General features: G+C 37.3%; 26 protein-coding genes. 14 read left to right on the top strand and 12 right to left on the bottom strand.

What is annotated here, in order from left to right:
- Positions 1-34 precede the first annotated feature (34 nt).
- Both JM81_RS03600 and JM81_RS03595 read right to left on the bottom strand, forming a co-directional pair.
- Complete coding sequence (locus JM81_RS03600) at positions 35-1501, bottom strand: S41 family peptidase (protein ID WP_144800715.1); 1467 nt, start codon at positions 1499-1501, stop codon at positions 35-37.
- 27 nt (positions 1502-1528) lie between these two features.
- Positions 1529-3058 carry a S41 family peptidase gene (locus tag JM81_RS03595; protein ID WP_144800714.1) on the bottom strand — a complete coding sequence of 510 codons (1530 nt, stop codon included), beginning with the start codon at positions 3056-3058 and terminating at the stop codon, positions 1529-1531.
- Positions 3059-3288: 230 nt separating this feature from the next.
- Here JM81_RS03595 and JM81_RS03590 point away from each other — a divergent pair, with 230 nt between their 5' ends.
- The 6 genes from JM81_RS03590 to JM81_RS03565 all read left to right on the top strand — a co-directional run bounded on the left by JM81_RS03590 (position 3289) and on the right by JM81_RS03565 (position 6998).
- Complete coding sequence (locus JM81_RS03590; RefSeq protein WP_089260133.1) at positions 3289-3798, top strand: RNA polymerase sigma factor; 510 nt, start codon at positions 3289-3291, stop codon at positions 3796-3798.
- On the top strand, positions 3785-4219 hold the full coding sequence (locus JM81_RS03585; RefSeq protein WP_144800713.1) for a hypothetical protein: 435 nt from the start codon (positions 3785-3787) through the stop codon (positions 4217-4219). Before JM81_RS03590 ends, JM81_RS03585 begins: the two co-directional genes overlap by 14 nt.
- A 5-nt stretch (positions 4220-4224) precedes the next feature.
- Positions 4225-4782 carry a DUF4252 domain-containing protein gene (locus tag JM81_RS03580; RefSeq protein WP_089260135.1) on the top strand — a complete coding sequence of 186 codons (558 nt, stop codon included), beginning with the start codon at positions 4225-4227 and terminating at the stop codon, positions 4780-4782.
- 112 nt (positions 4783-4894) lie between these two features.
- The gene (locus JM81_RS03575; protein WP_089260136.1) at positions 4895-5437 is read left to right on the top strand and encodes a DUF4252 domain-containing protein; all 543 of its coding nucleotides are present in this window, start codon (positions 4895-4897) and stop codon (positions 5435-5437) included.
- A gap of 64 nt (positions 5438-5501) precedes the next feature.
- A complete protein-coding gene (locus JM81_RS03570; protein ID WP_144800712.1) occupies positions 5502-6041 on the top strand; it encodes a DUF4252 domain-containing protein in 540 nt (179 codons plus the stop codon).
- A gap of 147 nt (positions 6042-6188) precedes the next feature.
- Complete coding sequence (locus JM81_RS03565) at positions 6189-6998, top strand: mechanosensitive ion channel family protein (RefSeq protein WP_144800711.1); 810 nt, start codon at positions 6189-6191, stop codon at positions 6996-6998.
- A 54-nt stretch (positions 6999-7052) separates the two neighbouring features.
- Here the strand turns inward: JM81_RS03565 and JM81_RS03560 are convergent, their stop codons facing one another.
- The 3 genes from JM81_RS03560 to JM81_RS03550 all read right to left on the bottom strand — a co-directional run bounded on the left by JM81_RS03560 (position 7053) and on the right by JM81_RS03550 (position 10085).
- Positions 7053-7940: a mechanosensitive ion channel family protein gene (locus JM81_RS03560; RefSeq protein WP_089260139.1), complete on the bottom strand. Its 888-nt coding sequence runs from the start codon at positions 7938-7940 to the stop codon at positions 7053-7055.
- A 119-nt stretch (positions 7941-8059) separates the two neighbouring features.
- Positions 8060-9403, bottom strand: a complete 1344-nt coding sequence (purB, locus tag JM81_RS03555; protein WP_144800710.1) for an adenylosuccinate lyase — start codon at positions 9401-9403, stop codon at positions 8060-8062.
- A gap of 115 nt (positions 9404-9518) precedes the next feature.
- Positions 9519-10085, bottom strand: a complete 567-nt coding sequence (locus JM81_RS03550; RefSeq protein ID WP_144800709.1) for an adenylosuccinate lyase — start codon at positions 10083-10085, stop codon at positions 9519-9521.
- Between the two features lie 34 nt (positions 10086-10119).
- Between JM81_RS03550 and JM81_RS03545 the strand changes: the two genes are divergently transcribed.
- Entirely contained in the window at positions 10120-10593 is a 474-nt protein-coding gene (locus tag JM81_RS03545; RefSeq protein ID WP_089260142.1) for a heme-binding domain-containing protein, read from the top strand.
- On the opposite strand, the gene JM81_RS03540 is transcribed toward JM81_RS03545, so the two are convergent.
- Positions 10562-11242 carry an SIR2 family NAD-dependent protein deacylase gene (locus JM81_RS03540; protein WP_144800708.1) on the bottom strand — a complete coding sequence of 227 codons (681 nt, stop codon included), beginning with the start codon at positions 11240-11242 and terminating at the stop codon, positions 10562-10564. The genes JM81_RS03545 and JM81_RS03540 overlap by 32 nt on opposite strands.
- Positions 11243-11293: 51 nt before the next feature.
- On the opposite strand from JM81_RS03540, the gene JM81_RS03535 reads away from it, so the two are divergent.
- Both JM81_RS03535 and JM81_RS03530 read left to right on the top strand, forming a co-directional pair.
- Positions 11294-11947, top strand: coding sequence for a TrmH family RNA methyltransferase (locus JM81_RS03535; protein ID WP_144805571.1), 654 nt, complete (start codon positions 11294-11296; stop codon positions 11945-11947).
- A 40-nt stretch (positions 11948-11987) separates the two neighbouring features.
- Complete coding sequence (locus tag JM81_RS03530) at positions 11988-12518, top strand: SRPBCC family protein (protein ID WP_144800707.1); 531 nt, start codon at positions 11988-11990, stop codon at positions 12516-12518.
- A 192-nt stretch (positions 12519-12710) separates the two neighbouring features.
- Here the strand turns inward: JM81_RS03530 and JM81_RS03525 are convergent, their stop codons facing one another.
- The 5 genes from JM81_RS03525 to JM81_RS03505 all read right to left on the bottom strand — a co-directional run bounded on the left by JM81_RS03525 (position 12711) and on the right by JM81_RS03505 (position 18483).
- Positions 12711-14408 carry an alpha-amylase family glycosyl hydrolase gene (locus JM81_RS03525; RefSeq protein ID WP_144800706.1) on the bottom strand — a complete coding sequence of 566 codons (1698 nt, stop codon included), beginning with the start codon at positions 14406-14408 and terminating at the stop codon, positions 12711-12713.
- Between the two features lie 51 nt (positions 14409-14459).
- Positions 14460-15230: a carboxypeptidase-like regulatory domain-containing protein gene (locus tag JM81_RS03520; RefSeq protein ID WP_089260146.1), complete on the bottom strand. Its 771-nt coding sequence runs from the start codon at positions 15228-15230 to the stop codon at positions 14460-14462.
- Positions 15231-15304: 74 nt separating this feature from the next.
- The gene (locus JM81_RS03515; protein ID WP_144800705.1) at positions 15305-17107 is read right to left on the bottom strand and encodes a DEAD/DEAH box helicase; all 1803 of its coding nucleotides are present in this window, start codon (positions 17105-17107) and stop codon (positions 15305-15307) included.
- Between the two features lie 157 nt (positions 17108-17264).
- Positions 17265-17909, bottom strand: a complete 645-nt coding sequence (locus tag JM81_RS03510) for a DUF4337 domain-containing protein (RefSeq protein ID WP_144800704.1) — start codon at positions 17907-17909, stop codon at positions 17265-17267.
- Positions 17896-18483: a non-canonical purine NTP diphosphatase gene (locus tag JM81_RS03505; protein WP_144800703.1), complete on the bottom strand. Its 588-nt coding sequence runs from the start codon at positions 18481-18483 to the stop codon at positions 17896-17898. Before JM81_RS03505 ends, JM81_RS03510 begins: the two co-directional genes overlap by 14 nt.
- Before the next feature lie 60 nt (positions 18484-18543).
- Between JM81_RS03505 and JM81_RS03500 the strand changes: the two genes are divergently transcribed.
- From JM81_RS03500 to serA, 5 genes are all read left to right on the top strand, one after another.
- Positions 18544-18996 (top strand): methyltransferase family protein, encoded by a 453-nt coding sequence (locus JM81_RS03500; RefSeq protein ID WP_144800702.1) that lies wholly within the window; start codon positions 18544-18546, stop codon positions 18994-18996.
- Between the two features lie 96 nt (positions 18997-19092).
- On the top strand, positions 19093-19698 hold the full coding sequence (locus tag JM81_RS03495; protein ID WP_144800701.1) for a SatD family protein: 606 nt from the start codon (positions 19093-19095) through the stop codon (positions 19696-19698).
- 1 nt (position 19699) lies between these two features.
- On the top strand, positions 19700-20404 hold the full coding sequence (locus JM81_RS03490) for a DUF3307 domain-containing protein (RefSeq protein ID WP_144800700.1): 705 nt from the start codon (positions 19700-19702) through the stop codon (positions 20402-20404).
- 1 nt (position 20405) lies between these two features.
- Positions 20406-21191: an alpha/beta fold hydrolase gene (locus JM81_RS03485; protein WP_144800699.1), complete on the top strand. Its 786-nt coding sequence runs from the start codon at positions 20406-20408 to the stop codon at positions 21189-21191.
- 141 nt (positions 21192-21332) lie between these two features.
- A complete protein-coding gene (gene serA / locus JM81_RS03480) occupies positions 21333-23225 on the top strand; it encodes a phosphoglycerate dehydrogenase (RefSeq protein ID WP_089260154.1) in 1893 nt (630 codons plus the stop codon).
- A gap of 113 nt (positions 23226-23338) precedes the next feature.
- On the opposite strand, the gene rlmH is transcribed toward serA, so the two are convergent.
- Positions 23339-23812 (bottom strand): 23S rRNA (pseudouridine(1915)-N(3))-methyltransferase RlmH, encoded by a 474-nt coding sequence (rlmH, locus tag JM81_RS03475; RefSeq protein WP_144800698.1) that lies wholly within the window; start codon positions 23810-23812, stop codon positions 23339-23341.
- Positions 23813-23831 lie beyond the last annotated feature (19 nt).

Here is a 23831-nt window from a genome sequence, read left to right as displayed (position 1 = left end):
CTGCCCTTTTTTCTTTACTAAAGTTAAATAAAAACTATTGGTCATAGACGGTATCATCGATCATTTTATTGTTCATAGGATTTGTCATTTTTGAACTTCCGATGATATCTACAGGGTTATGGACCGTAAAATCGCGCTTGCCCGTTTCTGACGTTATTTCCTGTATGGCCCTTGCCAATAAAGGTTCATTTTGATCACCTAAAATACCTAGATTGCCATAATCTTCCTTTAAAAAAATATCTGGTTGTAATCCAGAGGTATAGTCAAAGAAACCTTCCGTATTTTCGTTTCTACCTATTAAGGGCTGTATGGCCCATTGATTGTCAGGATTAATTTTATTAACCCTTGATGGTGTATATAAATAGGAATTGTCACGATCATCTACCAAAGTGGTTGAAAATTCGTTCTTACCTCTTGTAACATCCCCAATCTGAATAACGTCCATATAAGGTTCCAAACTATTGATCAACAATTCACTTGCCGAGGCAGAACTAGCGGATGTTAGCACATATAATTTATCAAGTCCTAAGCTATTAATGGTGGTACCATCTATCTTGTCCGTAAAATACACTTCTAACTGACTATCGTTAAACTGCTCCTGCAATTTATCATTGTACCTTTTCCTTAAAAAAATATTAGAAGTATTGGTATCATAAATCATGCTTGCAAGCAAACGTGTTGTATTTACCGAGCCACCCGGATTATATCTTAAATCCATCACCAAACTTGTAATACCTGCTGATTTTAAGGCTTGTATGGCACTGTATAACTGATTATCATATTCGTTGGTAAATTGATTATACATGATATAACCAATATTGGCACCGCCAATTTCAAAGGATTTGGAAATTAAAATCGGGTTTTCCGCTAAAGCTTCTTCTTTGGTAAGTTCTACTTCCTCTTCAGTAGGGCTTATGGAGCCATTGGCAAATTCGGCCATATTCAACGTATAGGTATCATTGCCAGTAAATAAGAGTTGCTGATAATTGGATAAGGTCAATGTTTGTCCATCCACTCCCGTAAACAAATCGCCCCTTTTGATGCTGGTAGTTGCAGCATTGGAGTTGGGAACAACGTAACGAACCACACCAAACAGTTCTTCACTATCCTGAAAACGTACCAGACCATATTCCAATCCGTTACTCTTGGAAATACCGGCTAAAGAATTGGTGAGTTCCCTATAATCATCGTTGTAAAAACTAAAACGGTCCTCAATATACTGAAGCTTGTTTACAAAGAACGCAGCAGGACTGTTTTCAGAATCTAAAAATGCGGTGTATTCTGCCCTACCTTCAGTAGTATTTGTAAACCGGTCATCTGCAAGGTCATCTACATTTTCTTGCCAGAAATACCAAAAGTTCATGGCCTTCCACATAAAATCCTGTACCTCTACATCTGCGGAGCCATCTGGGTCTACCGTAGTGGGCAAAGTTAAATCCTCATCCTTTGAGCATGATAGTACAAGGCAAAAGATGAGAAGCGCCAAAAATTTCTTTTTCATATATGTTTAAACTAAACTATTCCTTATTTATTCTTTGGGCAATAGTAGATCACCGGTAGGCATTCTACCATTATTAAGCAAAAGCGTGGCATTACGTGGATTATGAAGCTTAGAACTGGAAATAAGGTTTGCAGGTATCTGTACCTCAAAATTTCTTTTGGCTCCTTGACCAACGATTTCCTGAATGGCCCTTGCCAATAGGGGCTCATTTGCATCTCCCAAAATTCCAAGGTTGGTAATATCTTCGTCAAGTTCAATATCTGGATTTAAACCTTCTGAATAGTCAGAAAACCCACTGGCGTTCTCCACTTTACTTATTATAGGCTGTAATCCCCACTGCACGTTGGGGTTAATTTGATCTTCTCTTTCTGGATCATAAACATTACCGCCTTCCGGGTCATCTACAAATAAGACTGAACCTTGGTTTTTACCTATGGTGGTCGTACCAACGTGTACCACATTAATGTATGGCTCAAGGCCTACCATGACCAATTCACTGGCAGAGGCAGAGCTACCTGTTGCTATAATGTATACTTGAGGTAAATTTAAAGATGTCAATGCCGCATCGCTATTACCATCTTGCGTACCTGTAGTGCCTACAAAGTAATTATCGGTAAAACTACTGTCAAATTGCGATTGTAGTTTATCATTGTACCTGGTTCTATAAAAAAGGTCGTTGGTATTGGTACCATAGATTAAACTGGCCAATACGGCGGCAGTTGAGCCACGACCTCCAAGATTATACCTTAAATCCAATACCAAGTCCGTGATGTTTTGCGCTCTAAAATCGGCAAAAATTGCGTTCATTTCATCTTCCGTACCAGAAACGAACTGGTTGTACATGAAATAGCCGATTTTCCTGTCGCCAGCAGTAATGATTTCAGTAACATGAATTGGGTCTTCTACCAAACCTTCTACCTTGGTCAATGTTACTTCCTTATCGGTAGGGCTTATGGTATTATTATTTATTTCGGCCATGTTAAGCGTATACGTATCATTATCACCGAACAAAAGCGAAATATAATTATCCCTGTTCAACCGGGTACCGTTAACACCAATAAAAACATCACCTCTTTTAATATCTTTACCGGCTGCATCAGAGTTTTTGATAATATATTCTACATAACCAAATACATCATCCGTATTGCCGATCAAGGAAAGTCCAAATTGTAGACCGTTACTTTTGGATACCCCTGCAGAACTGTTGACCAATTCTCTATAATTTTCATCGTAAAAGGTAAATCTGTCCTCGGAAAAAAGCAACTTATTTTCCAACAGGTCTACTGGATTATCATTTTCCGTTAAATAGGCTTCATAAGCAGCTTGTGTATCAAAACGGTCATCCGCAAGATCCGTAACTTCACCCTGCCAAAAATAATACAGGTTTAGGGTCTGCCATAAAAAATTCTGTACTTCAATGTCAACAACTTCTTCTTCCTCAACGGGGGTTTCAATCTCTTCTTTTTCTTCTTCTTCAATAATGGGGTCGTCGTCATTTTTGTTACAAGAAGTTGCAATTAACCCTAGGCACAGTAGGGACAGGAAAAATTTTTTCATAATAATTTTTTTAGTGAATATTTACCTAAAGAACAAAAAACATTCCAAAAATAGAATGTTTGTATAGCACCTAAGTAAATGCATTTTCATTTATGTACGTAATTTACAAGCTTTAAGATGTTAAATTTACTCACAAGTCATCAGAATAAAAATTAATTGTAACAAAAATCGTTCTACTTCGTCTTCATTTTGTAAGCCTGTTAGCAAGCTTATGAACAGCCAAACCAAAAATGAAACAAACAGAGTTTTTAAATATTGTAATGCCTTTTAAGGATAAACTTTTTCGCATGGCCAAAAGGTTGTTGGTATCTACGGAAGAAGCTGAGGATGCTACGCAAGAGATACTGATCAAATTATGGTCCAAGAAAAGTAAAATTACATCCTATAATAACGTAGAGGCATTTGCCATGACCATGACCAAAAATTTTTGTTTGGATAGATTAAAGTCAAAACAAGCTGGAAATTTAAAATTGGTCCATAGTAATTATACGGATTCTAGCACATCGTTGCAGAACGAGGTAGAAGCTAAGGATAGTGTCAATTGGGTAGAACGTATAATGGATGAGTTGCCGGAACAGCAGAAAATGGTGTTACAATTAAGGGATGTGGAACAATATGATTACGATGAAATAGAAAAATTACTGGATATGAAACCTACAGCTATACGGGTTGCATTGTCCAGGGCAAGAAAAACGGTAAGAGAAAAATTAATGGAAAAGCATAATTATGGAATTGCATAATATAGAAAGATTAATAGAGAAATATTTTGAAGCGACCACTACAGTAGCAGAGGAAGAAATGTTAAGGTCGTATTTCTCAGGTGACGATGTTGCACCACATTTAGCGCAGCATGCCCCTATGTTCAATTATTTTACCCAGGCAAAAAAAGAACGCTTTACAAAGCCGGTCCCATTAAAACCTAGAAAAGAGTATTTAAAATGGGTTTCTGTAGCTGCAATTGCAGTCTTTATATGTGGGCTATACTTTTATCAACCTACACCGGCGCCGGTAACTTTGGCAGATGAGTATACCCAAGAGGAAATAGAGTCCGCAAAAGAGGCCTTTGCGTTATTGGCAATGAATTTCAATAAAGGCACAGAGCAACTCTATCACTTAGAGGAATTTGAGAAAACAACGAATAAATTTTTAACGAAAAAGTAAATAAAATGAAAAAGATAATACTATTGGCCCTGTTGGTATTGGCCCCAATACTTTCTAAAGCACAGGATATTTTTGAAAAGTATGAGGACAATGATAAGGTAACATTTGTTGCCATGCAGCCAAAAATGTTTCAGATGCTCGGTAAAATGAGTGTAAGTTCAGATGATCCAGAGGCAAAGGAGTTTTTTGAACTGGTCAATTCAATCACCAGTTTTAAAGTAATAACAACGGAGGACCCGGCCATTTCCAAAGACGTGGATAATTGGGTGACCAACCGGTTAAAGAGTTCATCTTTTGAAGAGTTGATGCGCGTACGCGATGGCGGTTCTAATGTGAAATTCTATGTCAAGGAAGGCAAGGATAGTGATCACGTAAAGGAATTGCTAATGTTCGTGACCGGCATGAAGGAAATGGATATTGATATCAACGGTAAAAAATTGGAAACCGTACTATTGTCCTTAACAGGAGATATCAATTTAAAATCAGTTTCAAAATTAACCGATAAGATGGATTTACCTGGTGGCGATCAATTAGGTAAAGCAGGAAATAAGGGAAATAAGTAACAAGTTCAGGATATGGTGGCCCTTACACAACGCATCATAAATGAACGACTAACATTCATCAATTAATCGATCATGGAAACTAATTAAGTGAAGTGATCTAAAAACAACAATCATGAAAAAAGTAGCAGTAGTATTTTTAATGGCAATGGTACCCTTAATGGGCTTTTCACAATCTGTATTCGACAAATACGAGAATATGGACAACGTAGGTTCCGTAATCGTTAATAAGGGGATGATAGACCTGGTCTCTAAAATTGGCGGTATGAGCGATGATGCCGAAGCTAAGGAATTTATGGACATCGCAAGTGGATTAAAGAATGTTAAGGTCTTTATGACAGAGGATGCCGGGGTTTCGGCAGATATGACGGCGACCGTTAAAAAATATCTTAAATCTTCTAAACTTGAGGAACTGATGCGTGTAAAGGATAAAGATGTTAATGTAAAATTCTATGTTAGGGATGGAGCCAAAAAGGACCATGTCACAGAACTGTTGATGTTCGTATCCGGTTTGGAAAATGTTGAGGTCGGTGATCATGGTCGCAAATTGGAGACCGTATTGGTAAGTCTTACCGGTGATATTGATCTAAATAAAATTGGTTCATTGACCAATAAAATGAATTTGCCAAAGGATTTGAACAAGGCATCGGGCAAATAGATAAAATAGGATATAAGGTCTTTTCCTTTTGGGAAAGGCCTTTGTCATTTAATAACCGAGTAGTATGAAAAATATAAAAAGGATTTTGGTCGTTTTATTGGCCGTGGTAGTTACTTCGTGTTCTTCTGAACAGAGCCTACAGCAATATTTTGTTGCAAATGCGGAAAACCCCAACTTTATGTCATTTGATATCCCGGCAAGTATATTAAACGTAGAAAAGGCCAATTTAAGCGAGACCCAGGCAAAGACCGCAAATTCTCTCAAAAAGCTAAATATTCTGGCCTTCAAGAAAAATGAAGTGAACGCGGCCGATTATGAAACGCAAAAGGTAGCGATAAAGAATATTTTAAAAGGTGGTGATTTTAGCGAATTAATGAAAATGAATACCTCCTTTGGTAAAGCCACTATACAATTAAAGGGTGATGACGATTCAATAGACGAAATTGTTATTTACGGCGATAATGATGAAAAAGGGTTGATTCTCGTTCGTGTCTTGGGTGACAATATGAATCCCGCAAGTTTCGTTCAATTGTTGCAAGCTATGGAAAAATCGGACTTTAATGGAGAAGGCTTGGAACAGTTAGGAAGTTTTTTTAAAGGTTGAGTTTTTGAGTTTTAACTATAAGCGGCCCGTTATTTTTAGATAACGGGCTTTTTTTGTTAACGCAGTTGAGAGTGTTTAAAGTGACTTTAAACAATTTATGGTGTCTTATAAATAAGAACAATAAATAACAACCTAAAATTGAAAAACATGGAGAAAGCACAAGTATGGATTGACAAAGGAATTGATTTGGTATTGGAATATGGGCCAAAAGTAATTATGGCCATTTTAATGTATTTGATAGGCTCATGGATTATAAAGAAATTGGTAGGGGTAATAAGAAAAGGAATGGCCGCCCAAGATTACGATGAATCTTTAAAGAAATTTTTGTTGAGTTTGGTAAAGTGGGCACTTACCATCTTTTTGATTATTACGGTGATATCCGTATTAGGTGTAGAAACCACCAGTTTTGCAGCTGTTATTGCAGCGGCAGGTTTGGCCATAGGTTTGGCTTTACAGGGATCACTGTCCAATTTTGCAGGAGGTGTGCTTTTAATCATATTTAAACCTTACAAGATTGGTGATTTGATCGAAGCACAAGGTGTTTTGGGAAATGTAAAGGAAATTGAAATTTTCACCACAAAATTAATTACCCCACAGAACAAATTGGCTATTGTACCCAATGGAGCCATGGCCAACGGTAATATCATTAATTATACAGCAGAAGGTAAAATGAGGGTAGATACAACGGTAGGTGTGGATTACGGTTCTGATCTTAAAAAAACCAAGGAAGTTTTGTTAGAGATGTTGGTGGCCAACCCTAAAGTGCTAAAAGACCCGGCTCCGTCGGTTAATGTTTCAGAACTGGCAGATAGTTCCGTAAACTTGGTGGTAAGACCTTTTTGTAAGCCAGAAGATTATTGGGATGTATTTTTTGCTACGGTTGAAGGAAGTAAACATGCATTGGATAAAGCTGGTATTGAAATACCTTATCCACATGAAGTACAAATTAATAAATAGATTAGTTGAATTTTAATAAAAATCCCGTTGTAGTTTTACAACGGGATTTTTTATTTATGCTTGGTCTTTAACCATTTGTAGACTGTTCTTGCCAAAATCCAAGGTACGTATTGGGAACGGAATATTGATTTCCCGATCATCAAAATGTGTCTTGATCAATTTAATGGCCTTATGTCTTGCGGCATGTTCTTGTTTTACATTGACACAATCTGCCCAAAACCGAACCATAAAATTAATGGAGCTATCTCCAAACTCAGTAAAGAAGAACTCTACGGATTCCCCGTCGTTCTGTTTAAAATTATCTTGGATAATCTTCACTGTCAAGTCCTCCACCATTTGTAGATCACTTTCATAACCAACACCGCAATGAACAAAAATTCTATTTCTGTTGTTCATGGAATAATTGGTAAAGGAACCGTCAATAAATTTTGAATTTGGAATAACCACAACATTATTGTCCGGTTGTTTTATAATGATATTGCGTAAACTTATCTCGGTAACAAATCCAGATACACCGTCTGCTTTTATAAAATCATTTATTTTAAGCTGAGGCATAAAGGACAATATCAATCCGCCAAATGTATTGCTAAGTGTACCCTGTAAGGCCAAACCTATGGCCAGACCAACAACACCTGCACCGGCCAAAATACTGGTAAGCACTTTATCAAGGTCCAATACGCCAAGTGCTATAAAAAAACCTATTAAAATAATGGTTACGAAAACGACTTTTGCAATAATTTCCTGTATGGATACTTGAGAGATTTTCCTAAGGATGGTTCTTCGTAAAACTTTACGTATTCCCCTGGCCAATAAATAAAATAAGAACATGACCAAAATTGCCATTATCAAATTTGGCAATTTTAAAATAATGGCATCTAACCAGCCCCCTAATTTTTCCCAAAGACTACTAACTGATTCTTCTACTGAGAAATTTGCTTGCATATACGTTTAATTTTGTGTTTAATTAATAATGTTAAAACACAAAACTAAAATTTTGAAAGTCAAATCATTAGCTTTAATCGAAATGAACCAAAGAAAAATGTAATTGAATTAAAAGTGACTTAAATTCCCGTATAATTGCTTGGAGAAATCTGTTTTAGCTCTTCTTTAATTTCATTGGATACATCTAAAGTATCGATAAAATTGGCAATGGAATTTTTATTTATAGTTTCATTGGTGCGTGTTAGACCCTTTAAAGCTTCATAAGGATTAGGATAACTTTCTCGTCTTAATATAGTCTGTATTGCCTCTGCAACTACGGCCCAGTTATTTTCAAGGTCTTGTTCAAACTTTATTTTGTTCAATAATAGTTTGTTCAATCCTTTTAGGGTAGATTGAAAAGCGATCATCGTATGTGCAAAAGGTACTCCTACATTACGTAGAACGGTACTATCCGTAAGATCTCTTTGTAATCTGGAGACGGGTAGTTTGGCAGATAGGTGTTCAAAAATAGCGTTGGCAATACCAAGATTACCCTCGGAATTCTCAAAATCTATAGGGTTCACTTTATGCGGCATTGCGGAAGAGCCAACTTCACCAGCCTTAATTTTTTGTTTAAAATAATCCATGGAAACATAGGTCCAAAAATCTCTATCTAAATCCAAGACAATGGTATTGATGCGTTTAAGGCAATCAAATAAAGCGGCCATATGATCATAGTGCTCTATTTGCGTTGTAGGAAATGAATGTTGAAGACCTAATTTTTCCTGAACAAAATTGCGACCAAACGTTCTCCAATCTATAGATGGGTATGCCACCAAATGTGCATTAAAATTTCCTGTAGCACCACCAAATTTTGCAGCGCTAGGGATATCGTTCAATAAATTAAATTGCTCTTTTAAGCGTACTACATAGACCATAATTTCCTTGCCCAAACGGGTAGGGGATGCAGGTTGCCCATGTGTTCTGGCAAGCATGGGTACATTGCTCCATTCTTCTGATAGGGCGTTGATTTTCTCCAATAATTCTTGATACTGGGGAACATAAACATCGTTCATGGCTTCCTTGATCGATAACGGAATAGCAGTATTGTTAATGTCTTGGGATGTCAATCCAAAATGGATAAATTCCTTATACTTTGCCAAGCCCAAAGAATCGAACGCTTTTTTTATAAAATATTCTACAGCTTTGACATCATGATTGGTAGTTTTTTCAATTTCCTTAATCTCTTGTGCATCAGCGGTAGAAAAATCTGTATATAGTTTTCTGAGCGCTTCGAACTTACTGCTATCAAAATCGGCCAATTGGGGCAATGGTATTTCGCATAGTGCTATGAAATATTCAATTTCTACCCTAACCCTGTACTTTATAAGTGCTTCTTCAGAAAAAAAGGGAGATAGTGCTTTGGTTTTTGAGCTATAGCGGCCATCAATTGGAGAAATGGCATTAAGTGCGTTAAGAGACATAATCAATGGTTGTATTATTAAGCGGCAAATATACCTATTAGCGCTATAGTTTAAAACACTTATGCGCAGAAGTTACAAGGGCATTTATTTAAAATTAGGTATACGGGTAGATGTCTTAGTCCTTTTTAAGCTTTTCAATTGCTTTCAATGTCATCCTTGCGCGGGCTTTATAAGCGGCACTCCCATATTCAAAGTTAAGTTTCAAGATTTGCTCCAATTCTGGATGTATCCAATCAATACTTTTTCCTAGTGAGAATAATGTGGTCATTGCATATGCTTTGGTGGCCACTTTATGCTCACCTATCAACCAATCAAAAGCTACCTCTGCAATAGTATTTAATTCTGTTTTGGTGAGTTTGTATTTTGGGCCGTCGCCGTAATGATAGCTTACCAATAGTTCACAAATCTTGGATGCGGGCCTAATGGAAGATTCAAGTGATAGATAAGGCAAAGCATCCTTAAAAGGTTGTATGTTATGGAATATATGGTGAATATCATCTTTGGCAACAAATTCCAAGACCCAACTGGCCTTGGCGGACAACGGAGCCTTATCGTCTTTCATAATTTCGATTAGCAAAGGTATTAATGAGGGTTGGGATAAAATGGTTGCCGCCATTTCACCTCTTTTCTCCCGTAATGCATTGACATAATTCAAAGCATTACAAAGCATTTCCTTTGTCATAAAATTGTATCTTTATTTCATATTTCCCCCAAATATGAAAATACTAAAAAAAATTAGCCTAGGCGTGGTTTTGATATTGGTTGCCATGCAGTTTTATAGTCCTACAAAAAATATTTCCCCAGGTGATCATACCGTAATTTTTACTAAGGAAACGAACCCGTCACAAAGCCTTAAAAATACCCTTAAAAATTCTTGCTTTGATTGTCATAGTGACAATACGGCCTACCCATGGTACAATAATATTGCGCCTATATCTTATTGGATCGCTGACCATGTACAGGAAGGTAAGGAACATTTGAATTTTTCAAAATGGGAGCACTATACATTGGATAAAAAAAATCATTTGTTACAGGAAATTGAAGAGGTGGTGGGCAATGAAGAAATGCCATTGACTTCATATACCTATTTGCACCGTGAGGCCGCACTGACCGAAATTGAAAAAAATGAAATTTTAGATTGGGTAAAGCGCACTCGAGTTATTTATCAATTAGGGAAGCTACCAAAGTAGGGACCCCTTCTACCGCTTTTTTGGAAATTACGGTTAAATTTTTTGCACTGCTTAAAGCAGGATTGGGATCAACAAAATATATAGGGGTTTCCGGTCTGGCAAAATCTATTAGACCAGCGGCAGGATATACTTGCATGGAAGTTCCTATGATGATCAAAATATCTGCCATTTGGGTATACGCAACGGCGTCCTCCAATAATGGTACCGCTTCGCCAAACCAAACAATGTGTGGTCTAATTTGATGGCCATTCTTGCAGAGGTCACCTACGCAGATATTATTGGAACAGTAAAATATATCATGTGGATTTTTTGTGCTTCTGGCCTTTAATAATTCTCCATGAAGATGCACAACATGGCTACTGCCGGCCCTTTCGTGAAGATCATCGACATTTTGGGTAACTATCGTAACATTGTAGAGCTGCTCCAACTTTACCAGTGCCCTATGGGCTTGGTTGGGCGAAACGGTCAGTAGTTGCTTTCTGCGTTGGTTATAGAATTCAAGCACTAACTCCGGATTTTTATTGAACCCTTCTGGGGTGGCAACCTCCATAACATCATGACCTTCCCATAACCCATTGGCATCTCTAAAGGTTTTTAATCCACTTTCTGCAGAAATTCCAGCTCCGGTCAATACAACAATGTTTTTCATATAGTCGTTCATTTCAGCTTAAAAATATACTTTTCTTATCTTGTCAACATGATAAATGAAAAGCTTTTAACATATTTGGAGCAATTTATTTCCGAGGAAAGAATAGAGCGTTTTAATGAGGTGTTGAGCCAAAGGACCAATTATATAACGGTAGCCATAGAAGATGTATATCAAATGCACAATACCAGTGCGGTCATTCGTAGCTGTGAGTCTTTTGGAATACAGCAAGCACACGTTATTGAGCGTAAATACGGTCAACGTTTGGATAGCGAAATTGCAATGGGCGCCCAAAAATGGGTGGATATTATACGTTATCAGGAATCAAGTGAAGCTATGGATGCATTGCGCGGCCAAGGTTATAAAATTGTTGCAACAAGCCCCCATGCCAATAGTTCCTTACTTCAAGACTTTCAAGTAACGGATAAAATAGCCTTGTTCTTTGGTACGGAAAGAAAGGGTTTAAGTGAATATGTATTAAATAATGCGGATACCTCCTTAAAAATACCAATGGTAGGCTTTACGGAAAGTTTGAACATTTCCGTCTCGGCTGCAATTATCCTTCAACAATTGACCGCACAATTAAAAGCAACCGAAATAGATTGGCAGCTAACTCCCGATGAAATAATCGCCAAGCGATTGGATTGGACCAAAAAATCCATTAAAAGCATTGATGATATTCTTGAACGATATGAACGGGATAATTAATTTTTATTAACTTGTTGTAAATAACCAATTTACCACCAACATGTATACCCTCATCATTATTTTAGGAATAGTATTGTTCATTGTATTGGTACTTGCCTTGATTGCCCCTAAAAATTATCATGTCTATAGAAGTATTGAATTAAATCATCCAACTAGTAAGGTTTGGGAACATATTAAATACTTGGAAAAGCAGAACCAATGGTCACCTTGGTCTAGAAAGGATCCTAACATGGAACAAAAAATTATTGGTACAGATGGTACTGTAGGTGCTGTCAGTTACTGGAACGGTAATAAAGAAGTAGGAGAGGGGGAGCAAGAAATCACCAAAATTGTAGAAGGAAAGCGTGTGGAACAAGATTTAAGGTTCTTAAAACCTTATAAGTCCGAATCTGAATGTTATATGGATTTAATAGAATTAGGCCCTAATAAAAGTAAATTGACATGGGGCTTTGCCGGGCAGAATAAATTTCCAATGAGTATAATGATGTTGTTTATGAACATGGATAAAATGGTAGGCAAAGATTTTGAACAAGGGTTGCAAAATTTAAAGGCTCAACTGCAAGGTGAATAATTAGTTATTGGTGAACATACCATCTTAAATGGTTAGAATTTTTCGTAGGCACAGAATTGACATTTTGAGTTCATAAAATTTTAAAGCGCTCTATATCAATTTTGCTATCGTTATTTATATTGGGTACTAACTATTACAGCAGCTCTTTATTCGTTCTAATTAATTATCATGTGATTATATGAAATCAAATAATTATTGTTCGGCGAGTTCCAGAAGAGCAGTGTTAAACTCATTTTCCAATTCAACCTGTTGATTGGCCACAACGACATAGGTATCCGTATACCGATCATATAATTTTGTGCCATTGCCAAAAATGCCTTTTACGGAGATTGATTTTTTACCTTTAGGAAGGTCTAGTCCAATTACGACTTTATCCGTGTACTTTTCGTTAGAGAAATATCTGCTAAAAGCATAAGGTTTTTCAGTAAGGCGATTATGGATTCCTGCACCGATACTTGGATGATCATTTCTAAAACGCCCAATTTTCTGCCAATGTTCCAGAATGTTTTTTGTTTGTGGAATGCTATCCAACTCGTTCCAATTCATAAAGGACCGCAGTGTGGCATCACCTTGGGTACCTTCAATCGTTAAGTTTCTTGCCGTTTCATCACCATAATAAATCTGAGAGGCTCCTGGGGTCAATAATAATACGTTGGCAGCCCTAAACGGGTCGTTACGCTCTTTGTCAAACGGTTGGCCATCATCATGTGAGGTAAGATAATTAACCACGCTTTTGTCCTTTAAGGTTGTGTGCAACAGTTTACTGTATTTTTTAAATATGGTTTCATACTCCTTTTCTGCATCTGTCTTTAGTTCAAAGTTGATAAGACTCTTAAAACCGTTATCGTAATAGTCAACCTTTTTATCCCCCAAATCAAAATCCCTTCCGCTTGAGATACCATAGTTGTAAACTTCGCCCACCATATAAAACGGATTATCGTCCAAGACCAATGATGCATTTTTTTGCTTCCAAAGCTTAAATGCAGCAGCAGCTTCCGTATATAATTCTGCCCATGCGTTTTCGTTGACGTGCTTAACGGTGTCTACCCTAAAGCCATCTATTCCAAATTGGTGTATATAATCCGTAAGCCATTTCATGATATAGAAGCGGGGTGCCCTGGGGTGTCCTGTTCTGTTGAAAAATACGTCAAGTTCATCTAGTTCTTCACTAAGTCTACCTTCTTTTTTCCATTTGGCCAATAAGGCATCGGGGAGTTTTACAGCTGTATTGGATTCTGTTCGTATATCTGGAAGGTTCTCAACCAAGGTACAACTTGTAGTATTTTCATAGGTTGTAAATTCACACGTTGGTGAGGTCCTGACCCATTCTTGCGGCCAGACCGGATCTTGGTCCGTTACCGGGCCGGTATGGTTCAAAACTACATCCAACAGAACGCGAATTCCTTTATCGTGTGCCTTTTTTACCAAATTCCTCAAATCTTCCTCGGTACCAAAATTAGGGTCCAAAGAGGTCCAATCCTTGGCCCAATATCCATGATAGGCATATGTGTTACCGGTACCTTCGTCAGTTGCGCCATGCACTTGTTCAATTACCGGAGTAAACCAAATTGCATTAACACCAAGGTCCGTAAAATAACCATCTTCAATTTTTTGGATTATTCCTTGTATGTCACCGCCCATGAACCCTCTTAATTTGCCAGTCTCTTGATCGCGCCCATAATTAATATCATTACTAGGGTTGCCGTTATTAAAACGATCGGTAAGTAAGAAATAGATTGTGGAAGATTCCCATTGAAAATTTGGGTTTGGTGTAACCGCTTGACCTGTTGTGAGGGATGAATTCTGGGTTTTTTCTTTATTCTCTTTAACGGTAGGCTGGCAGGCTACAAAAAGAAAAATAGAAAGTATGGCAAGTATGTTAGATTTCATTTCCGTGTTATTTTTGCTAAAGCTATAACAAGGAACCGAGTCTAAAAAATATTATTTTTTTCTATTTAGAACTTTGTATTCTTCATAGCAACTGCTTATGGCATCCAAAATTTGAAGGTCATTGGCTGTTGTGATAAATGATTTGGAGTAATTGCAATTATTAAGGATGTCTTGAATATCAACTTTTTCCAATTGAAGAAATTCCGTCAAAGTTTCACGATCAAATTTAGACGCAAGTAGATTTCTTATTTCGTCGTCTTCGCGCATTTGCCTTAATTTACGTAATTGTGCGGGTTTTTTGCCAAATAGATTCCGTAACAGGTCAGCAGGATTTAATATGGCTCCCAATACCTTTGTTACCGCGCTAGGGTTCTTGTTTCCGCCCTCATAGCTTACGCCCAATCCGGAAATACTATATTGGTATGCATTGTTGATCGGAAGGTTTTTGACGTCAATTTCTAAATAGCCGGTAAGTTGATAAGGCCTTACAATAACTTCTTCAAGGGCATAGGCCAATTCAGTAAGGGCAATTTCAGTATTTTCAAATTTGAACATGTCATTGGTTACGCGTACTTTTTGTGATTTAAAACCAAGAAATGAAAAGTATAGCGTATCATTTACTGCCGCTGTAATGGTAAATTCCCCTTTTTCGTTGGTTATTGTACCAAATACCTGGTTTAAATTGACAACGTGCACACTTTCTAAAGGGGAAGCTGTCTGTGCATTTATAACTACTGCTTTTATACGTTGTGCGTCATCCCCGTCCTGGGCAAAACCAATAAATGATAAACAAATAAAAAATAAGACTAGAATATGCTTCATGCTGTTAACAAGGGGTTTAATATGCAAACAAAACAAAAAAATACGCCGAAGCGTATTTTTTAATATACAATTAACTAAAAGAAATCACCTCTTCTTTTAGTGCCTGATCTTCTTTTTCCCGAGTTTGGACTATCAGATTTGCTCCGTTCCCTTCTTCGTCCCTTACCGGAACCACCTCTGTCATCATCTCTTTTTGCGCCTCTTTTGCCTTTAAAGCCACCGCCTCCGCCAAAGCTTCTACGTTTACCGCCGCCACCGCCACCGGGGTTTTTGGATACTTCCACATTAACAAATCTACCATCTACCTTAAAATCTGTAAACTTGTCCAAAATTTGTTGCGTGGATGAAGATTCAGTATTAAAGAAAGAAAAACTTTCCTTTACATCTACTTTAAATACGTCTTCTTGTCCCAGACCAACGGTATCTCGTACAAAATCCTTCAATGACATCCAGTCATACCCATCTTTTTCACCAACGTTGATGAAGTAACGAACCGCACCATTAGTAGGTATTTCACCACCTCTTCTGCTATCGCCCCTGTCCTTTCCGCCATCAGGTGAATTTAGGTCCTTGGATTTGTTATAATAGTTTGAGAATCTTGTGAATTCCGCGGAAATTAATTTTTTTATCAGTTCCTCACGATCTATACCTTCCAATATTTCGTTAATGGCGGGTAAGTAACTGTCTATATCAGAACTGGTTTCGGTATCCTTGATTTTATTGGCCAAATGATGAAGTTGAATACCACAGATTTCCATTCCCGTGGGTACTTTTTTCAATTCAAACTTTTGGTTGATCTTGTTTTCGATTGCCCTGATCTTGCGTTGTTCGCTTTTGGTGATCAAAACCATTGAAATTCCGGTTTTACCTGCACGTCCCGTTCTTCCGCTACGGTGTGTATAGGTTTCTATTTCGTCCGGTAACTGGTAATTGATTACATGGGTAATATCGTCAACATCAATTCCACGTGCAGCAACATCCGTAGCTACCAACATTTGAATTTGGCGTTTACGGAACGAGTTCATTACCAAATCTCGTTGGTTTTGGCTCAAGTCACCATGCAGTGCACCTGCATTATATCCGTCTTCTATTAAATTTTCAGCAACCTTTTGGGTGTCTCTCTTGGTTCTACAAAAAACAACTGCAAATATGTCCGGGTTGGTATCTGCCAATCTTTTAAGCGCAGGATAACGATCACGTCCGCCTACAACATAATATTCGTGCTGTACCGTAGTAGCGCCTGAATTTTTGGCTCCCACCGTAATTTCCTGTGGTGAGTGCATGAATTTTTTAGCAATAATGGCGACTTCCTTGGGCATGGTTGCAGAGAACAGCCATGTAGATTTGTCGTTGGGGGTTCCTGAAAGGATATCCTTGATATCCTCCATAAAGCCCATGTTCAGCATTTCGTCAGCTTCATCAAGAATACAATAGTCGATCTTGGAAATGTCTACCAGTCTTCTACTGATCATATCCTTCATTCTACCGGGGGTGGCCACTATAATTTGGGCACCACGCTTAATTTGCCTTGCTTGCTCCGTAATACTGGCGCCACCATAAATGGCTACAACGTTGATGTTGCGCTCGTATTTGGAATAGGCTTGCATTTCTTTGGTAATCTGTAAGCAAAGCTCACGGGTAGGAGATAGGATCAAACCTTGTGTGGTTCTACTGTCACTATCAATTTTTTGGATTAATGGAAAACCGAATGCGGCGGTTTTACCGGTACCGGTCTGTGCCAGGGCAACTAAATCGGTTTCGCTTTCCAATAAGATCGGAATTGCTTTTTCTTGTACTTCAGATGGATTTTCAAAACCCATGTCGGTAACAGCATCTAATAAGGACTTCTGCAGTCCCAGTGCTTCAAACTTTGTCATAAATATGTTATACTAAATCGCAAATATGAATGTTGCATAGAGCGATTATCGATATAACCTTAAATTAGACTCAGCGCAACACATGCTATACCAGCGGCGTTAATTAATTTGCAAAGGTACTACGAATTATTGGACTAGTATAATAAATAGGAAAGTATTAAGGAGCCAATACATAGCCGTATACAGATAGGATGCTTCCTATAATGCCAAATATAATCATAAGTACGATTAGGCTTTTTTGCAACAAGGGATTATCATAAATAATTATACAGACAGCGCCCAATACGATGCATATTTGATAAAAAAGCATACCATAGTCAAATTTTTTGGTGGCATAATCATAGGATGCTGCCAGTTCTTGCCATTCCTTGACACCGGTTATTTTTCCTAATTCGCCTTCAAGGTCTTGGGTCCAGTTATCTTGTCCTACACTGGCGGAACCGTTTAGAATTTCAGTTTTTTCGGCTCCATATTTCTCTATCTTGTATTGTACCGCTTTAATTTTTTCTTCTACAATGGGAATTTTATCTTCGGTAACGATTCCTGTGCTGATCAAGGCGTTTAAATAGTCATATTCACTTTCCTTAAGACTTTCCTTGATACTTTTGGATTGGTACCAGTTGGAGTAGCTGACTACATTGTTGTGTGCGATCATCATTTCTTCCTCCAGCTCTCCGTTTACCATTTGTGAAATAGCCATGAGGGCGGCAAATATTGCAATAAGGACACCGCCTATGGCTTCCGCTTTTTCAGATGCGACCGAAACTTCTACTGTTTCCCTGTAGTTTTTATCTTGTGACATTAGTATGCTTTAAATACGCTATTAATTTTTGAAACGCCCTGCCTCTGTGACTAATCTTATTTTTTTCGAACAAAGGTAATTGTGCAAATGTTTGGTCATACCCTGTAGGTTTAAATATGGGGTCATAGCCAAACCCTTGTTCTCCATATTGAGACATGGTAATTTCACCATCCACCTTTCCCTCAAATATATGGGTTTCACCGTTTAGATTTAGTGCTATAACGGTTTTAAAATAAGCCGAACGATCTTTTGACCCTTCTAATTTGGTCAATAATTTAGACATATTGGCCTGTGCATTGTTTTCAGGACCGGCATATCGTGCGGAGAGAACGCCAGGCTCACCATTTAGTGAGGTTACCAACAGTCCTGTATCATCTGCAAAGCATGGTAATTGATAGGTTTTCGTAATGTAATTGGCCTTTAATCTTGCGTTGCCTTCCAAAGTATTCTCGGTTTCTGGAATGGCTTCGTGGCACCCCAGCGTTTCTAAGCTTATTAGTTCTAACGAAGGAGGAACCAATTTTTGTAATTCTATTAATTTGTTAGGATTGTGTGTAGCAAAAACAAGTTTCATTGCAATAATTTGGGGGACCAATTAATTAGTTTTGATTTTCAAAAGTAGTAATTTTATAAAATGGAATTAAAGTTACCTCCCGCTTTGGTGTTTTTGGTCTTTGGCTTTTTAATGTACGGTCTTGATCTTGTATTGCCTTTTGGCCATTTTGATTTTTTTGGACGCATGTTGCTTTTTAAGGCTTTAATGGTTTCAGCCTTTGTAATTGTTTTTATATCCTTATTTCAATTTTATAGGACAAAGACTACCGTGGATCCAACCCGTCCGGACAAGGCGGCCAAATTAGTGGTAGATGGTATTTTTAAATACTCTAGAAATCCTATGTATTTAGCCATGTTGCTTACGTTATTGGCCTTAGGAGTGTATTTAGGCAATGCGTTTAATACTCTGGTAGCCGCTGCATTTGTTGCTTATATGAACCGTTTTCAGATAATTCCGGAAGAATTGGTTTTAAAGGAAAAATTTGGGCGTGCATATAAGGAATATTGTACGTTGACCAGACGTTGGTTTTAGACAATTTACAATGTATATATTATCTAAATCACTAATACTTAAAAATATTAGTTAATTTGCTTATAATTGAATATATTAGTGTTTTAAATAATAGTTATGATCGCAATTATAACAGGTGATATTATAAATTCTGAAAATTATCCATCCTCACAATGGATTGATATGTTAAAAACATATTTTAATCAATTTGGTGCATCGCCCATGAATTGGGAAATTTATAGAGGAGATGAATTTCAATTAAAGGTTACCAAACAAAATGCGCTGTTTACTGCAATAAGAATTAAGGCAATACTTAAGACCATAAAGGGTCTTGATGTTAGAATGGGAATAGGAATAGGGTTAGAAACCTATATAGGTTCTGGGGTAACGGAATCTAATGGTCCTGCATACCAACGTTCAGGTAGGAATTTTGAATCGCTCAAGGATAGCAAGGTCAATTTAAGCATTGCAACAGGTGTGGCCCAATATGATCGTACTTTGAACCTAATGTTGCAATTAGCACTTGATTTTATGGATGATTGGAGTGTGGTATCTGCAGAAATTGTAGCCTTGGTCTTAGATCATCCTGATGATTCCCAAAAAGAAATAGCCCAAAAACTGGGAATAAAGCAATCTGCGGTTAGCCAACGTTTAAAACGTGCCAGGCTAGATTTGGTATTGGATTTATTGAATTATTATAAAGAGATAATCACGGAAATTTAAGATGTTGATATTTATAAAATTGATTTTGGCACATTTAATTGGGGATTTTGTCCTTCAGCCAACTAAGTGGGTGGTACATAAGGAATCCAATAAAGTTTCCTCAAAGTATTTGTACTTACATGTTTTACTGCATTTTGTACTTTATATGCTTTTATTGTGGGACCTTGCCCTATGGAAAATGGCGTTGGTCATAGCTATTGGCCATTTAGGTATAGATATTCTTAAATTATATACCGATCCCATGTTTAAAAATAAGAGCATTCCTTTTTTTATAGATCAAGGGCTACATGTGTTATTGATATACATATGTGTATTTTATGGGGATCTAAGTGGAAGGACCGTTTTGTTATTTCAGGATATGGACTGGTACTTGGTTACGGCAATTGTATTTGTAACTTATCCGGCAGCGATCATAATGGGTAAAGTTTTGGAAGGCATGGCCAACCAGATAGAAACAGATCATAAATCCTTGCCAAATGCCGGTAAATATATTGGAATGATAGAGCGTCTATTTGTTTTAATCTTCATCGTTATTGGCAGGTGGGAGGTCATTGGTCTATTGATAGCCGCTAAATCCGTATTCCGGTTTAATGACCTTAAGGAACGAAACAATAGAAAGCTTACGGAATATATTTTGATAGGAACTCTGGTTAGTTTTGGTTTGGCAATTTTGGCCGGATTATTATATATGTCTCAATACCATTAGTATGTATGGAAAAAGTGTTCTAATAACATGCCTTATACTTTTTTGTTCAATTGGTGGTGCCCAGGAAAATACCTTTGTTTCATTTGATGGGGTACCTATTGTATATACAGATGAAGGGGAAGGAAAGCCGGTATTGTTAATACATGGGTTTATAAATACACGAAAGTCATGGGACAATACCGAACTAAAAAAAGATTTGTTGGCAAATGGTTACCGGGTAATAATACCTGATTTAAGGGGAAATGGAGAATCTGGAAAACCCCAGAAGGATGCTGCATATGCCGGTAATTCCGAAATTATGGATCTTAAATTATTAATGGATCATTTGCGGATCACTGCATATTTAGCAATTGGATATTCCAGGGGAAGTATACTGTTGGCCAAATTGTTGACCGAGGATAAACGAATATCAAAAGCGGTACTGGGCGGTATGGGAATAGATTTTACCAACCCACAGTGGGATAGGCGGATCATGTTCGCAAATGCATTCAACGGAGATGTAAACGAACTAACTATTGGTGCGGTCAATTATGCAAAGTCGATCAATGCAGATCTAAGGTCATTGCATTTGCAGCAGAAATATCAACCTGTAACTTTAAAAAAAGAATTGAAGGCCGTTAAAACGGAAGTTTTGGTGGTGCGCGGAGATCAGGATCTTGAAAACGGAAATTCAGAAAGTTTGAGCAAAGCCTTTAAAAACGGTAAGTTTGCCATAGTAAAAGGAGATCATAACAAGACATATAAGACCAAGAGTTTTGCCAGCGTAATACTACAATTTTTGGAGTAGGTCCATGCCTTTTGATTATATATGCATCATAACCAATCCTTTTTGTTTTATTTACAGGATATCGTTTAACAGGACAAATTTAATTTTTACTTTTGATGCTTAATTTTAACCAGAAACCTAAATCTAAAACAGTAGTTGGCAATGACCGAATTGAGTAGAAAATACGTTTTTGATTTCGATAGTACCTTGACCAGGGTAGAGGCATTGGATGTTCTTGCGGAAATGACCTTAGAGGGTAAGTCCAATAAAGAAGATGTGATCAAGGAAATACAGAAGATCACTAATCTGGGTATTGACGGAGATATCTCGTTTACGGAATCCTTGGAACGTCGTATCAAGTTGCTCAATGCCAAAAAGGAAGATTTGGACGGTTTGGTAAAGGAACTACGTAATAAGATTTCAAAATCTATTGAATCCAATAAAGAGTTTTTTCAGAAATACGCAGATGATATCTATGTGATATCCTGTGGTTTTAAAGAATTTATTGATCCAATTGTAGAGGAATATAATATTCCGTCTGAAAGAGTGTATGCAAATACATTTAAATTCGACGAAGAAGGTAATATCATTGGTTTTGATGAAAAAAATGTACTATCTCAGCATAATGGCAAAATTGATTGTCTTAGGCAAATGGATTTGGACGGAGAGGTTCAAGTAATAGGAGATGGGTATAGTGATTATGTAATGCGCGAGGCAGGTATTGCAGATAAATTTTTTGCATATACCGAGAATGTGCATAGAGAAAAGGCCGCAAACAATGCGGATTATGTTACACCAAGTTTAGATGAATTTTTATTTGTGAATAAATTGCCAAGAAATATCTCGTACCCAAAAAATAGGATTAAGGTCCTATTATTAGAAAATGTGCACACCGCTGCATTTGAAAATCTATCTGAAGACGGATTTTCCGTAGAACTTATTAAACACAGCTTGCCAGAAGAGGAGCTACTTGAAAAAATCAAGGGCGTACATGTTTTGGGTATAAGGTCAAAGACCCAGGTTACCCAAAAAGTTTTAGACGCCGCGGATAAATTATTGGTAGTAGGTGCGTTTTGTATAGGAACTACCCAAATAGATCTACAACATGCTAAGAAAAAAGGTGTTGTAGTATTCAATGCTCCTTACAGCAATACAAGATCAGTAGTAGAATTGGCCATTGGTGAGATTATTATGTTAATGCGTAGTGTATTTGATCGTAGTAGGGAAATACACGAAGGGCAATGGCAAAAAACGGCTGCAGGCTCTCGTGAGGTACGTGGAAAGAACTTGGGAATTGTAGGTTATGGAAATATTGGTAAACAATTATCCGTACTTGCAGAAGCCATGGGCATGCGGGTATATTATTATGATGTGGATGACAAATTGGCCTTGGGCAACGCGGTAAAATGCAACTCATTGGAAGATTTGCTAAACGTATCGGATGTGGTCACGTTGCATATAGACGATAATAAGGCCAATAAGAATTTTATTGGGGCACGTGAGATAAAGCAAATGAAAAAAGGAGCCATGCTTATTAATTTGTCTCGTGGTTTTGTGGTGGACATAGATGCTTTGGCAGATGCGTTAAAAGAAGGTCATATTGGCGGTGCGGCCATAGATGTATATCCGGATGAACCTGCCAGTAACGGTAGTTTCCAAACAAAACTTCAAGGTTTTGACAATGTAATATTAACTCCACATGTGGGTGGCAGTACAGAAGAGGCACAAAGGGATATTGCGGACTTTGTACCCAACAAGATTATGGATTATATCAATTCCGGTAATACGGTAGATGCGGTAAACTTCCCAAACATACGTTTGCCAAAGCAAAATAAATCTCACCGTTTCTTACACATTCATAAAAACGTACCTGGCATTATGGCCAAAATCAATAAGGTATTGGCAGAATATGAGTTGAATATTTCCAGTCAATATTTGTCTACCGATAATGAAGTTGGCTATGTCATAACGGATTTGGATAGGGAATATAATAAGGATGTAATCAAGGCTTTGAAAAAAGTAGAGAATACCATTAAGTTTAGGGTCCTATATTAAAAGTTCTTAAAAATTTAAACATAACAACTTAAAAAGTTCGAAATTGGGTTAAGCACTTAAATTCGGACTTTTTTTGTACATATAAAAAGTTTAAAACGGTTACAAAGGCTAATCTATTGGTGATGATACGGTTCGTTTCTTAAAATGGTATAGGCCCTATATATTTGTTCTGTAATGAATAAGCGCACCATTTGATGTGAAAAGGTCATTTTGGATAGACTGATTTTACCAGAAGCCTTGGCATATATTTCATGACTGAAGCCATAAGGTCCGCCAATTAGAAAGACCAGTTGCTTTATACCTGAATTCATTTTTTTCTGTAAAAAAGCAGAAAATTCTACAGAGGAGTAGTGTTTACCTTTTTCATCAAGGACTATAAGTACATTGGTAGGGGCTATTTTTTTAAGAATCAATTCGCCCTCTTTGCTTTTTTGTTGTTCTTCGGATAGATTTTTGGTTTTCTTTAAATCGGGTATCAGCTCTATTTCAAAATTGATATAGTGCTGTAATCGTTTATCGTATACATCAATTAGTTCTTGTAATTGGGAACTATCGGTTTTGCCAATGGCCAAAAGTTTTATAGTCATAGTTCAAAAGTAAATCAAT

The organism is Maribacter sp. MAR_2009_72 (assembly GCF_007827235.1).
Lineage (GTDB): Bacteria > Bacteroidota > Bacteroidia > Flavobacteriales > Flavobacteriaceae > Maribacter > Maribacter sedimenticola.
The sequence above is the reverse complement of the archived record's forward strand: the minus strand, read 5'-3'. Positions and strand labels throughout refer to the sequence as shown.

What these genes read in the sequence shown, in the direction of transcription:
- JM81_RS03600 (WP_144800715.1), bottom strand. Translation starts at nt 1,501, where the DNA reads ATGAAAAAGAAATTTTTGGCGCTTCTCATCTTTTGCCTTGTACTATCA.
- JM81_RS03550 (WP_144800709.1), bottom strand. Translation starts at nt 10,085, where the DNA reads ATGACAAAGGAAATGCTTTGTAATGCTTTGAATTATGTCAATGCATTA.
- JM81_RS03575 (WP_089260136.1), top strand. Translation starts at nt 4,895, where the DNA reads ATGAAAAAAGTAGCAGTAGTATTTTTAATGGCAATGGTACCCTTAATG.
- JM81_RS03500 (WP_144800702.1), top strand. Translation starts at nt 18,544, where the DNA reads ATGGAATTAAAGTTACCTCCCGCTTTGGTGTTTTTGGTCTTTGGCTTT.
- JM81_RS03505 (WP_144800703.1), bottom strand. Translation starts at nt 18,483, where the DNA reads ATGAAACTTGTTTTTGCTACACACAATCCTAACAAATTAATAGAATTA.
- JM81_RS03485 (WP_144800699.1), top strand. Translation starts at nt 20,406, where the DNA reads ATGTATGGAAAAAGTGTTCTAATAACATGCCTTATACTTTTTTGTTCA.
- JM81_RS03580 (WP_089260135.1), top strand. Translation starts at nt 4,225, where the DNA reads ATGAAAAAGATAATACTATTGGCCCTGTTGGTATTGGCCCCAATACTT.
- purB (WP_144800710.1), bottom strand. Translation starts at nt 9,403, where the DNA reads ATGTCTCTTAACGCACTTAATGCCATTTCTCCAATTGATGGCCGCTAT.
- JM81_RS03515 (WP_144800705.1), bottom strand. Translation starts at nt 17,107, where the DNA reads ATGACAAAGTTTGAAGCACTGGGACTGCAGAAGTCCTTATTAGATGCT.
- JM81_RS03585 (WP_144800713.1), top strand. Translation starts at nt 3,785, where the DNA reads ATGGAATTGCATAATATAGAAAGATTAATAGAGAAATATTTTGAAGCG.
- JM81_RS03530 (WP_144800707.1), top strand. Translation starts at nt 11,988, where the DNA reads ATGTATACCCTCATCATTATTTTAGGAATAGTATTGTTCATTGTATTG.
- JM81_RS03545 (WP_089260142.1), top strand. Translation starts at nt 10,120, where the DNA reads ATGAAAATACTAAAAAAAATTAGCCTAGGCGTGGTTTTGATATTGGTT.
- JM81_RS03525 (WP_144800706.1), bottom strand. Translation starts at nt 14,408, where the DNA reads ATGAAATCTAACATACTTGCCATACTTTCTATTTTTCTTTTTGTAGCC.
- JM81_RS03595 (WP_144800714.1), bottom strand. Translation starts at nt 3,058, where the DNA reads ATGAAAAAATTTTTCCTGTCCCTACTGTGCCTAGGGTTAATTGCAACT.
- JM81_RS03560 (WP_089260139.1), bottom strand. Translation starts at nt 7,940, where the DNA reads ATGCAAGCAAATTTCTCAGTAGAAGAATCAGTTAGTAGTCTTTGGGAA.
- rlmH (WP_144800698.1), bottom strand. Translation starts at nt 23,812, where the DNA reads ATGACTATAAAACTTTTGGCCATTGGCAAAACCGATAGTTCCCAATTA.
- JM81_RS03490 (WP_144800700.1), top strand. Translation starts at nt 19,700, where the DNA reads ATGTTGATATTTATAAAATTGATTTTGGCACATTTAATTGGGGATTTT.
- JM81_RS03565 (WP_144800711.1), top strand. Translation starts at nt 6,189, where the DNA reads ATGGAGAAAGCACAAGTATGGATTGACAAAGGAATTGATTTGGTATTG.
- JM81_RS03520 (WP_089260146.1), bottom strand. Translation starts at nt 15,230, where the DNA reads ATGAAGCATATTCTAGTCTTATTTTTTATTTGTTTATCATTTATTGGT.
- JM81_RS03540 (WP_144800708.1), bottom strand. Translation starts at nt 11,242, where the DNA reads ATGAAAAACATTGTTGTATTGACCGGAGCTGGAATTTCTGCAGAAAGT.
- JM81_RS03510 (WP_144800704.1), bottom strand. Translation starts at nt 17,909, where the DNA reads ATGTCACAAGATAAAAACTACAGGGAAACAGTAGAAGTTTCGGTCGCA.
- serA (WP_089260154.1), top strand. Translation starts at nt 21,333, where the DNA reads ATGACCGAATTGAGTAGAAAATACGTTTTTGATTTCGATAGTACCTTG.
- JM81_RS03495 (WP_144800701.1), top strand. Translation starts at nt 19,093, where the DNA reads ATGATCGCAATTATAACAGGTGATATTATAAATTCTGAAAATTATCCA.
- JM81_RS03590 (WP_089260133.1), top strand. Translation starts at nt 3,289, where the DNA reads ATGAAACAAACAGAGTTTTTAAATATTGTAATGCCTTTTAAGGATAAA.
- JM81_RS03570 (WP_144800712.1), top strand. Translation starts at nt 5,502, where the DNA reads ATGAAAAATATAAAAAGGATTTTGGTCGTTTTATTGGCCGTGGTAGTT.